Source organism: Azonexus sp. GW821-FHT04F04, from assembly GCF_059420025.1.
In genome coordinates this window covers 15,397-27,047 of sequence record NZ_JBWKSX010000009.1, presented here as the reverse complement: position 1 = coordinate 27,047, position 11,651 = coordinate 15,397, and the positions used below count along the sequence as shown (strand labels likewise).

11 protein-coding genes are annotated in these 11,651 nt (G+C 52.1%); 9 read left to right on the top strand and 2 right to left on the bottom strand.

Annotation, left to right across the window (positions count from 1 at the left end; all coding sequences use genetic code 11):
• Window positions 1-4: 4 nt before the first annotated feature.
• Entirely contained in the window at window positions 5-496 is a 492-nt protein-coding gene (locus tag AC07TV_RS16555) for a hypothetical protein (protein ID WP_494649466.1), read from the bottom strand.
• Between the two features lie 318 nt (window positions 497-814).
• On the opposite strand from AC07TV_RS16555, the gene AC07TV_RS16550 reads away from it, so the two are divergent.
• From AC07TV_RS16550 to rpsT, 7 genes are all read left to right on the top strand, one after another.
• Window positions 815-1,333 (top strand): GspH/FimT family pseudopilin, encoded by a 519-nt coding sequence (locus AC07TV_RS16550; protein WP_494649465.1) that lies wholly within the window; start codon window positions 815-817, stop codon window positions 1,331-1,333.
• 11 nt (window positions 1,334-1,344) lie between these two features.
• Window positions 1,345-1,764: a type IV pilus modification protein PilV gene (pilV, locus tag AC07TV_RS16545; RefSeq protein WP_494649464.1), complete on the top strand. Its 420-nt coding sequence runs from the start codon at window positions 1,345-1,347 to the stop codon at window positions 1,762-1,764.
• Window positions 1,761-2,513 (top strand): PilW family protein, encoded by a 753-nt coding sequence (locus tag AC07TV_RS16540; RefSeq protein WP_494649463.1) that lies wholly within the window; start codon window positions 1,761-1,763, stop codon window positions 2,511-2,513. Before pilV ends, AC07TV_RS16540 begins: the two co-directional genes overlap by 4 nt.
• Window positions 2,510-3,106 (top strand): pilus assembly PilX family protein, encoded by a 597-nt coding sequence (locus AC07TV_RS16535; RefSeq protein ID WP_494649462.1) that lies wholly within the window; start codon window positions 2,510-2,512, stop codon window positions 3,104-3,106. Before AC07TV_RS16540 ends, AC07TV_RS16535 begins: the two co-directional genes overlap by 4 nt.
• A 5-nt stretch (window positions 3,107-3,111) precedes the next feature.
• Window positions 3,112-8,184, top strand: a complete 5,073-nt coding sequence (locus tag AC07TV_RS16530; protein ID WP_494649461.1) for a pilus assembly protein — start codon at window positions 3,112-3,114, stop codon at window positions 8,182-8,184.
• Window positions 8,185-8,207: 23 nt separating this feature from the next.
• Window positions 8,208-8,582, top strand: coding sequence for a type IV pilin protein (locus tag AC07TV_RS16525; protein WP_494649460.1), 375 nt, complete (start codon window positions 8,208-8,210; stop codon window positions 8,580-8,582).
• A gap of 71 nt (window positions 8,583-8,653) precedes the next feature.
• Window positions 8,654-8,923 carry a 30S ribosomal protein S20 gene (gene rpsT, locus AC07TV_RS16520; protein WP_494649459.1) on the top strand — a complete coding sequence of 90 codons (270 nt, stop codon included), beginning with the start codon at window positions 8,654-8,656 and terminating at the stop codon, window positions 8,921-8,923.
• 71 nt (window positions 8,924-8,994) lie between these two features.
• Here rpsT and AC07TV_RS16515 read toward each other — a convergent pair whose 3' ends face one another.
• Window positions 8,995-9,288 (bottom strand): DUF3579 domain-containing protein, encoded by a 294-nt coding sequence (locus AC07TV_RS16515; protein ID WP_226400796.1) that lies wholly within the window; start codon window positions 9,286-9,288, stop codon window positions 8,995-8,997.
• A gap of 244 nt (window positions 9,289-9,532) precedes the next feature.
• On the opposite strand from AC07TV_RS16515, the gene AC07TV_RS16510 reads away from it, so the two are divergent.
• The gene (locus tag AC07TV_RS16510) at window positions 9,533-10,705 is read left to right on the top strand and encodes an aspartate aminotransferase family protein (protein WP_494649458.1); all 1,173 of its coding nucleotides are present in this window, start codon (window positions 9,533-9,535) and stop codon (window positions 10,703-10,705) included.
• A gap of 3 nt (window positions 10,706-10,708) precedes the next feature.
• Complete coding sequence (argF, locus tag AC07TV_RS16505) at window positions 10,709-11,629, top strand: ornithine carbamoyltransferase (RefSeq protein WP_494649457.1); 921 nt, start codon at window positions 10,709-10,711, stop codon at window positions 11,627-11,629.
• The last annotated feature ends 22 nt before the right edge of the window (window positions 11,630-11,651 follow it).

Sequence of the window (11,651 nt, the reverse complement as noted above, 5' to 3'; positions counted from 1 at the left end):
CAGGTCAGGATGACGAATAGTCTATTTCAACAATCCGCCAGCTCTTGATTGCTCTTCCACCCGATAGTCCGGGGCTGAACTTGGCTGATTTGAATAGCACGATTAGCGTAGAGGCATAATTTTCCGCGAAATTCGATTCAAGCAATTCCACGTTGTCCGCGAAGCCTTCTTCATTGACGAATACTTTTATGCGCATGAAGCCTTCGACGCTAAATGAGTCTGAGGGTAGAGGCAGATCCAGTGGGTCTATGATGCTTGCCATTTGTTCTATGCTATCTGGCGAGGCATATGGAAATTCTTCAGAAATCTCCTCAGTAGGGGGCGCAACAAAATCTGGTGCGACAGGTTTTTCAACTGCATTCCCGACTGGCCTGGGGATCGGCGATACAGACTTCAAGGTAGGCTGATGTTTATCCAGAACCACACGTACGAGCAGATCGGCGCTTGAGTGGACAAAAGTCCGGTTTACCCTGCTGTCATTTGTACGGAATGCCATGTTTGCCACAACAATCGCGTGTACCACTAGCGACAACAGAAGGCTGAATGTCAAAGAACCCCACTGATTTTGACTAGCTATGGCGTAATCAAAAGATACTGGTTTGACAGCGCTGAAGGGATGCCAGAAATCCCGGGTTGGGAGATGCACAGCCAAAATTCAAGAGCCTCTGAATTTGAGTAGATGTATTTTTGCATTTCTTGAATTATTAGGTGTTACCGGTCGTCGTGAAAATTGATCCGCTGGGCAGACATCGCAAACAAACTTTAGCGGCATCTGCGATGATTCAACCAAACGCAATATAGGTGCGAGGTAAATATGCGGCTGGTATCAGGTTTCACTTTGGTGGAAATGATGGTTGTTGTGGCCATTATGGCAATTCTTGCTGCGGTTGCTTTGCCGTCGTTTCGGCCGTTGATTACCAACAATCGAATTGTGGCCAATACAAATGATCTGGTCGCCGATCTGGCTTTGGCTCGTAGTGAAGCAGCAAAACGTGGTGGCACAACGGTGGTCTCCGTCTGCGCCAGCAGTGATGGAGCTTCCTGTTCGGGATCGACCGACTGGTCGGCGGGGCGTCTGGTGTTCGTTGATGGCGGAGCTCAAGGAGCTGTCGACGGTACTGATTCGAACAATGTATTACGCATCAGTCGGGCTGTAAACAATCTGGTGCTTACATCGACAGTTGCTTCGTATTCCTATTTGTCTGATGGTTCCGTTACCTCAAACCTACCCGGAACAGTGACGGTCTGTAGCAGCGGCGTCATTGGGCGAGTTGTCTCTATTTCAAACATCGGCCGTACCAAGGTGGATGCTACGGCAGCTGCGTGCTCCTAGAGGAATATCAAATGGTTGCTCCACACATGTCTATTCGGCAGCGCGGTATGGCCCTTCTGGAGGCGATGATTGCCGTTGTTGTGCTTTCCGTTGGCTTGCTCGGTCTTGCCGGGCTCCAGCTAGCCGGGATAAAAAGCAACCAGGTCGCCTATGAACGATCAGTGGCTACCATGCACGCTTATGGAGTGGCGGATCGAATAAGGGCTGGGATGAGCTCGACTCAGTACAAGCCTCCCACCCTCAGTGAAGCGCAGGCTGCTGCGACTGCATGGGGGGCGGAAAATGTTCTGTTGCCGGGAGAGTCGATTGTCATAGCCCAAGTCGACAACCGATTCAATATCACTGTTAAATGGACAGAGAGATGTGCAGCGAGTGAAACCGGCTGTTCTTCGTCCGGAGATCGGAGCTTCGTGACGGAGTTCTTGCCATGAAATTGAATATTTCCATAGGTCCTGCAACTGTAGCGATTCGCTTGGAGCAGGGGTTTTCACTGGTCGAACTGATGGTTGCGATGGTGATTGGCCTGATCGTCCTGCTGGTCGTCGGAACCTTGTTTATGAACAGCAGGCAGACTTATCTGGCTCAGGATGCAAGTTCTAGGCTGCAGGAAAATGCCCGTTACGCCAACGAATTGTTCGGGCGCCAGATTCGCTCGGCTGGCTATACGGCTACCAGTTTCAATCCATTGTCAGGTGCGGATCTTTTTGCCAAGCCACCTAGTACCAAGTTCTCCGGAACAGCAATTTCTGGGGTTGAAGTCAGCGGTGGCTCAGATACGCTTACCTTGAGTTTTGACGGTAGCAAGGATTGTGTGGGGCAGGTGGCTACGCAGCCCAGCAATCTTTTTCGGGTGAACTCCTCCAGTCAGCTTGAGTGTGTTGCTGGGGGAAATGTCGGGGTGATTCTCGATGATGTGGAGTCAATGCAGGTCACTTACCGTGAGAAAGACAAGACGGCATATGACTCTGCCAGTGCGGTGAATATGGCTAACGTCACGAGCGTTCGGATTTGCTTGCTTCTGCGTGCCAAGGCAGATGGAAACCAACGTGCGACTGAATCGGGCCAAGGCCAGACCTATGACGATGATTGTTCAGCGGCTACTGTACCAGTAAGCAAATCTGATGGTTATATTCGTCGAGCAATAGGAATGACGTTCGTTTTGCGGAACCAGATGCCATGACAACAACTGAAGTATTTGAACGCCCGGTGTTGCAGGTAGGAAGTGCTGCGAAGGCGGAGCGGGTGCGGGCTCGCGAGCGCGGTGCATCCCTTGTGGTTGCGCTTATTTTTCTGATAATTCTCACCATATTGGGCCTGACTGCAATGCGTGTGGCAACCATGGAAGAGCGCATGTCAGGCAATTCACGCGATCGCAGTCTGGCCTTTCAGGCGGCCGAAGCAGCCTTGCGTGATGCTGAATTCGATATCGAAGATCTAAAAGCGGATGGCTCGCGGAAAAACGTAAATCGTATCTCTGGGCTGGCGGGAGCAGATGCTAGTTGCACGAATGGCCTTTGTTGCAACCTGAGTGGCTTGACCTGCATCGAGCCAAGTACTCCTGTTTATAGCAGCAAGAATTTAAAGGCGGCCCCAAGCGTAGAGTATGGCCAATACACGGGAGCGCTTCCGATTAACGGTTTGTCGTTGCAGCCGCGGTACCTTATTGAGCCTTTTATTCTTAACGAAGTGAATCATTACCGTATCACCGCGCGCGGCTACGGGGTGAATCCGGATACGCAGGTAACCCTGCAAGAAATATATAAGAAGGAGTAATTGCCATGTTCAGCTTCAAGACAATTCGTCGTATTGGCGTTTTCCTGGCTTGGGCATTGGCTTGGAGTTCCCAGACTCATGCTGCCGTAATTACCATTCCGTCTGGTCCTCTGTACGTCGGTGCCGCGGTAGCGCCACTGGTAATGCTTGATGTCACCAAAGACCAGAATCTCTACAAGAAGGCCTATGACGACTATACGGACCTGAACGGGGATGGTTCTGCGGACACGACATACGATCACACCATTGATTATTACGGTTATTTCGATAGCTATAAGTGTTATTCCTATGTCAGCGGTGTTTTTTCACCCGACGATGCTGTTTTCGATAACGCTACCAAAAAATTCATTAAGCCCGCTGACTGTGCTGGCAAGTGGCATGGAAATTTCCTGAATTGGGTGACGATGAGTCGCATGGATACCACGCGTAAATTGCTCTACGGTGGCTATCGTTCGACAGATACCTCAATGAAAACAGTTCTTGAACGCGCATATATTCCGACGGATGCCCATGCTTGGGCAAAGTATTACAACCACTCTACCGCGCGGCAAATGTATGGCGGCGATGCCAGCCGCTTTCCCGACACCAACAAGCTGACCCCTTTCAATCCCGTAGTCTCACCGAGTGCCATTTCTGGTACCAGTGCCTCGTCTGTGACGATAGCCGGATCGCAGTCTGCGCCAATCGGTGTGACTTTGACCGTGACCGGCAATACCGACAAGTTTTCCTATGGTGATCAGGTTCTGGTTGAAAAGGATGCCAGCAACTACATGATCGGTGTCGTCAGTTGTGTCAATGGCGCCGGCATCAATATGTTCAATGGACTTGTCTCGAACGCATCGAGCTGCGCGGCAAACCAGATCAAGGTGGTCGTTGAGAATAAAGTTGGCAGTGGGAGTTCGACGAATTGGAGTGTCTATAATTACACTCAGACGGGTATCTCGTTTTGCAATGCAACCCCGGACGTTAGTCCAAAAACCTCTCAAACCAGTACGGCTGTACCTCTGATGCGCGCAGCTCTTGGTAATTTTTCGCTTTGGTCGGCAAACGAACGATGGCAGTGTCATTGGCGCGAGAGTTTACCCAGCGAAGATACCGGTTCACTTGGTGGAACAGGCGCTTCGGGCAACCGTGCTGCGCTGAGTGGTCTCTGGGCTAGTTCGATTAGTCCAAACAAGACAACTACGTCAAGTGGTCGAGTCGCTAACGGTGTCACTGGCGCCAGTTCCGACTATAACGTGCGGGTCGAGGCATGTGTGAGCACCAGCACCAGCACAAGCAAGTTGGGTAACGAAAAATGTGCCAAATATGGTTCTGGTTACAAGCCGATAGGGCTGTTGCAGTACTATGGCGAGAGCGGGCAGCTCATGTTCGGGTTGATGACAGGGTCCTATACGAAAAACCAGTCTGGCGGGGTCTTGAGAAAAAACATCAGCAATATTTCTGATGAAATCAACCTTGTAGACGGGACGATCAAAACTATTGCACCTTCATCTGGCTCTATTATTCAATCGCTCGACAAGATGCGTATTGTCGACTACCAGTACAGTGATGGTACCTACGGTAGTGGATGTACGTTTGGGCAGACGAGCTTTACCCAAGGAAATTGTCGGTCGTGGGGCAATCCGATCTCAGAGCTCTATTTGGAATCGCTCCGCTACCTCGCGGGTAAGTCACCAACCACCGCCTTTACGATGTCCACCTCGACTGATGATGCTATTACCGGCTTGCGCTCGGCGACTTGGACGGATCCTCTTTCTTCGACAAATTACTGTGCGCCACTTAATGTTCTCGTGTTCAATTCGGCCGTAAATAGCAATGAGCATGATAGCCAGATGGGCGGAAGCTCCGATATCGGTACTTCCGGAAATACATGTGATGCGGCAACCTGGACAGATAAAGTTGGTGAGGAAGAGGGGATAAAAGGGCAAGCCTGGTTCGTGGGGAACAACGGTTCCGGTAGCACGCCGGCGGATCTCTGTTCGACGAAGACGGTGAATAATTTTTCTGCCCCCTACGGTATTTGTCCTGAAGGTGCGGGTACTGAAGGTTCCTACATGATGAGTGGGTTGGCGTATTTTGCGCGAACCAAGCAGATCAGAGCGCCTGGGACGCTGTCTGTGCCGAATAGTGATGTGCGCTCGCTAAAAGTGGCTACCTTCGGCATTGCCTTGGCGACCAATACACCCAAGGTTCGTGTTTTGGTTGGCGGCAAGCCGGTAGTTATTGTTCCTCAGGGGCGGTTGGATCGGAGCGGATTTGGCAGTGGAGCCATTGTCGACTGGAAGATCGTCTGCGAAATTTCCGCGGATGCCAGCGATGCGACAGTCACGCAAATGACCAAATTGAGTGCGGGTCGCTGCAGCACCAAGGGTACTGGCGCTTTCTACTGGAACGAAGAGGATAGCGAACAGGGCGGTGACTATGACCAAGACATGTGGGGCCGCGTGCAGTACGATGTTGTTAGTAGTGGCAGTATCAAGGTTACGACTGATGTGGTCGCGCAATCCACGCCATATGTCTTCGGTTTCGGATACGCAATATCCGGAACTACTCAAGATGGGCCTCATTTCCATACTGGGATTAATGGTTTTAAGTTTACAGATGTGACCGGGGTTACTTCCTGTAGTGGCTCTGGCTGCGTCTTTGGTGATTCTCCGACCTCTTTTACCTATTCGGTGAGCAGTGCCAGTGCAGACACCGTACTGAAAGATCCGCTCTGGTACGCGGCAAAATATGGCGGCTTCAAGGATAGCAACGAGAATGGCAAGCCTGATCTGGCGACAGAGTGGGATGTTCGTAACGCCGATGGGGGTACGACAGGTTGTACCAGTACCAAGTGTGATGGTGTTCCGGATAACTTCTTCCTAGTAACAAATCCAAATTATCTGGAAGAGGCTCTTGATTCGGCATTTGTCGCGATGCTCGGCCAGTCGTCCTCCTCTTCAGTGGCGACCAACTCAACGTCTTTGCAAACCGGAAGTTTCATATACCAGGCTCGTTACAATTCAAACGACTGGAGTGGCCAACTGCGAGCGCTGGAGTTGAATACTACTTCTGGCGACGTAATTGAGCCTGCAAAGTGGGATGCTGGGCAGGTAATTAATACTCAAACATCCCGGCAGATTATTACCATCGGCTTGGATTCCGCTTCAAAAAAGGGAATCCCGTTTACTTGGTCGAATATCACAGCTCAGGTCGATGGCACGACGCAAAAAGATGCGCTAAATAGCAATGGTCTCGGTAGCGCTGATACATCAGGATCTGGCCGCGTAGACTATCTCCGAGGGTCGCAAGCTAACGAAGGAAAATCGGCGATTAACTTCAGGCCTCGTCCGACCAGCCGACTTGGGGATATCGTAAATTCAAGTCCAGTTTATGTGGGAGTCCCGGAAGCTGGATGGGCAGATCCCGCATATGCAAGCTTCGTGCAGAACAAAGGTACCAGAACAGCGATGATTTATACCGGTGCCAACGACGGTATGTTGCATGCCTTCCAGGCTAAGGATGGCGTGGAGCGCCTTGCCTATGTGCCGGGGGTCTTCTATAACAATTCCGCAACCCGTTCCAACCTTAGCCAATTGAGCAATCAAGGCTACAGCCACAAGTTTTATGTTGATGGAACGCCGATGGTCAATGACATCGAGGTCGGTTCCGCGACTACGTACCAGTGGAAGACTGTTCTGGTCGGTGGTTTGAACTGGGGGGGGCGCGCATATTACGCGCTTGACGTCACAAATCCAGATGATACGTCCTCAACCGATTCAGTAGCCTTCTCGGAAACGAATGCGGCAAATATTCTGATGTGGGAGTTTACCAATGCGAACGACTCTGATCTCGGGTACACGCATAATCAGCCGACATATCCGCCATTTAAGGGGATCGCAAGGCAAATAGTGAAAATGCGCAATGATAAATGGGCTGTTGTAGTGGGTAATGGTTACAACAGCGATGATGGCAAGGCAGCATTGTTCATTTTCTTCCTGGATCGCGCGCGGGCAGGTGGGCTTTATAGTTCGACCTGGGTTTTGGGGCAGGACTACATCAAGATCGTCGCCGATGCTCAGTCCCCTTCTAATTTTAACGGCTTGTCTACTCCCTATCCCTTCAGTGCCCGGGGTGACGGTAAAGCCGACTGGATATACGCTGGGGATCTGAACGGGAATCTCTGGAAGTTCGATGTCAGCGATGTTGATCCAGCCAACTGGAAAGTCGCCTACAACACCGGAACCTGTGCAGTCGGTAGTCCCTGTACGCCTTTGTTTGTCGCCAAAAATTCGTCTGGTACACGACAGGCAATCACGACTGCGCCACAGGTCGTACGTCATCCGACTAAAGGTGCGGTGATTCTGTTCGGTACTGGCAAGTATCTTGAAGGTACGGATACGACCTCAACAGCGTCACAGAGTTATTTCGGTGTATGGGACGACGGAACAAATTCCGCTTCCAACATGGATCGATCCACGCTCTTGGAGCAAATAGTTGTTTCGACGAAAGATGTCGGGAGTTTTAGCTATCGGCTGACTACTGATTATTGCATTGGTGCTTCAGGCACTAAGTCCGGAAAGGATGCGCTCACAGGGGGTAGCACAACAGTCTGTAGCGATAATTGGGGGGCTACTGGTGCGCAGAAGGGGTGGTATATGGATTTGCCGACATCCGGGGAACGGGTGGCTTTCAACGGGATTGTGCGTAGCGACCGCATAGTATTCCCGACCCTTATTCCATCGCCCCAACCTTGCCTGGCTGGCGGTAGTTCCTGGTTGATGGAGCTTGATGCTCTGACAGGGCGCCGACTGGATGTCACGCCATTCGATGTGAACGGCGATGGTAAATTCAACAGCAATGCCGGTAGTGATTCTGATTTGGTGAACTTCTCGTCCAATTGCAGTAGTTGCATTGTCGGTGGGCAGAAGCCGGCTGAGGGCGGTGTCATTACGACGCCTACTGTTATTAAGGGCAAGCCTGGTTCTGGAAATGAGTTCAAATACGCCAGTAGTTCGACCGGAAAGGTTGAGAAGACAACTGAAAGCGCAGGTCGAACTGGTCGGATATCTTGGCGAGAAGTAGCGCCGTAGTGCTTGATGGGAAAGGATGCGTTATGAGTGAAATAAAACGGGATCAGAGTGGGTTTACGTTGATTGAATTAATGGTGGTCGTGGCCATAGTCGGTATTTTGGCTAGTATTGCCTATCCCGCCTACATTGAAAGCGTCCGCAAGGCTCAGCGTGCCGACGCTAAGGCTGCGCTCGCTCAAGCTGCGCAGTTTATGGAACGGAACTATTCATTAACGCAGAAGTATTCAGGTGTAAGTTTGCCTTCCTCAATCTATGCGGCGCAGTATGCGATCAGTATCAGCGCGCAATCGGATACCTCCTTTACACTTCAAGCTGTCCCTAGTAATGATCCAACGTGTGGGACTCTTACCTTGGACAATGCTGGCGCGAAGACACCCTCAACCGCTGGGTGTTGGTGATGGATATTGTTGTAATGGAAATTATTTGATAGAATATCAAGCTCTCTATTTGATGTTCAGGATTACCTTTAATGGCCAATAGCGCACAAGCCCGCAAGCGCGCCCGTCAGGCTGACGGGCAGCGTTCCCATAACGCCAGCCTGCGTTCGACCCTGCGTACCGCTATCAAGCGTGTTCGTCAGGCGATCGAAGCTGGTGATAAAGCCGCCGCTCAAGGCGTCTTCCAGCAATCCGTTGCGGTTCTCGATCGCATCGCTGATAAGAAGATTGTTCATAAGAACAAGGCTTCCCGTACCAAGAGCCGTCTGTCTGCTCAGATCAAGGCTCTTGCTGTTGCTTGATCGGTTGAGGGCTCAAATAAAAATGGCGCCTTTGGGCGCCTTTTTTGTTTTTACGGTTTGGGTTGTTTGGTTTATTTTTCCAGCGAGCAAACGCCGTCAATGATCTGCAGGTCGTTGTCCTGGGCGAAGTTGAGCATGAAGCGGTAGGCCATTGGTTCAATTTCGCCGAGGCGACCGTCGACGAAGACGGCTTTTTCGCCGTTGTAGTCTCCCGGGCCAACGTAGGGGGAGTATTTCATCTTGCGCTCGGCGCCGAAGGCTGACATGACGCCGCACAGGCGTTCTGCCCAGTCGCTGGGACGAAATTTCTTGCCTTGCTTGGTGAGGCCAACAATGATGAATGTGGTCGAGTCTGTAGTTGTCATTGTTCTAGTCTGCGTTGGGCGATGCGACCTTGCGTTGGCGAATTCTAGCAGAAGCCCGAAGCCTTTCCATAATTATGGCGCATGGCCGCCTGGGCTGGCGTGCGCGGGTGTTTTTGCTGTTCTATACAAGGTCTTGCTTTTGACCTAAAATTCAGGCCTGTGTTGCTCTTGCGGGGTGCTTGCCCGTTGAGTGGCGATCATTCCGGCGGCGATGACCGCCGTTTTCGTTTTTTGGGGTTGCCTCATGTCGCATGTCATGAATACCTATGCCCGGTTGCCGGTGGCTTTCAGCCATGGTCAGGGTTGCCGGATTACAGATACCGAGGGCAAGGAATACCTGGATGCGCTGTCCGGGATTGCTGTTTCGACGCTCGGTCATGCCCATCCCAAGCTGGTGTCAGCGATTGCCGCGCAGGCCGGACGCATGTTGCACACTTCCAATCTTTATCGAATTCGCGAGCAGGAGTTGCTGGCCGACAAACTCGCTGAAATTTCCGGCATGCAGGAGATCTTTTTCTCCAATTCCGGTGCAGAAGCAAACGAGGCAGCGATCAAGCTGGCTCGCTTCTACGGTCACAAAAAGGGAATTGAAAATCCAACCGTGATCGTCATGGAAAAGGCGTTCCATGGACGGACCATGGCGACGCTTTCGGCAACCGGGAACCGTAAGGCGCAGGCAGGCTTTGAGCCGCTGGTTTCTGGTTTTGTCCGTGTTCCCTATGATGACCTCAATGCCATCAAGGCGGTTGCCGAGCACAATAAAAATATCGTTGCTGTCATGCTGGAAATTATTCAGGGCGAAGGTGGTATTCACCTGGCTTCACTTGAATACCAGAAGGCCTTACGCCAGTTGTGTGACGAGCATGGCTGGTTACTGATCTGTGACGAAGTGCAATGCGGTATGGCGCGTACGGGAAAATGGTTCGGGTATCAGCATGCTGGCATTCAGCCTGATATTGCGACGCTGGCCAAAGGTTTGGGTTCAGGGGTGCCGATTGGTGCCTGCATGGCTGGTGGCAAGGCAGCCGGCCTGTTCGGCCCGGGAAATCACGGTTCGACTTTTGGCGGCAATCCGCTGGTTTCCACTGCCGCACTGACGACGATTGAAACCATCGAAGCGGAAGGTTTGATGGCTAACGCCGAACGTATCGGCGCCTTGATTCGCTCGTTGATGGTCGAGGCGCTTGCCGGTACGGCCGGGCTTGTTGAGATTCGCGGCCATGGTTTGATGATCGGCATCGAACTAGACCGTCCTTGCGGTGAACTGGTCGGCAATGCTTTGGCTGCTGGGCTGTTGATCAACGTCACGGCCGAGAAAGTAATTCGCTTCCTGCCACCACTGATATTTAGTGAAAATGATGCCCGGGAACTGGTTGACCGGTGCGCCCCTCTCATCAAGGATTTTCTGGCGGCCTAAATCATGGCGATCAAACACTTTCTGCAGTTCAAGGATTTCGCGCGCGACGAACTTGAATATGTTTTCGAGCGGACGCGCTGGATCAAGAACCAGTTCAAGTCTTACCAGAAGTACTGGCCACTTTCTGACCGGACGCTGGTGATGATTTTCGAGAAGGCCAGTACGCGGACGCGACTGTCCTTCGAGGCCGGCATGCAGCAGTTGGGTGGGTCGGCGATTTATCTGAATACGCGCGACTCGCAACTGGGCCGTGGTGAGCCGGTCGAGGATGCGGCGCAAGTCATTTCGCGGATGAGTGACATCGTGATGATCCGCACCTTCGAGCAGGACATCATCGAACGATTTGCCGCCAACTCGCGGGTGCCGGTGATCAACGGGCTGACCAACGAATATCACCCGTGCCAGATACTGGCTGACATCTATACCTTCATTGAGCATCGCGGCTGCATCCAGGGCAAGACGGTCGCTTGGGTTGGGGATGCCAACAATATGTGCAATACCTGGCTGCAGGCGGCCGAGGTGCTTGATTTCAAGGTACACGTGTCGACGCCGCCGGGTTACGAAATCAATGCCGATCTGGTTGGCAAGATTGATCCGGCCCGCTTCAAGGTTTTTGCCGATCCGATGGATGCTTGTCGGGGCGCCGATCTGGTGACCACTGACGTCTGGACGTCGATGGGCTTCGAGGCTGAAAACGAAGAGCGGATCAAGGCTTTCGCCGACTGGTGCGTTGATGGCGAGATGATGCGCGTGGCCAATCCGCAGGCCGTTTTCATGCATTGCCTGCCGGCGCATCGCGGCGAGGAAGTTACCGCCGAGGTGATCGACGGGCCGCAATCAGTGGTTTGGGACGAAGCAGAGAACCGTCTGCACGTGCAGAAGGCGTTAATGGAATATTTGCTGCTGGGCCGTCTTCAGGGCTGAGTGGCACGGTTAATCGAAACAA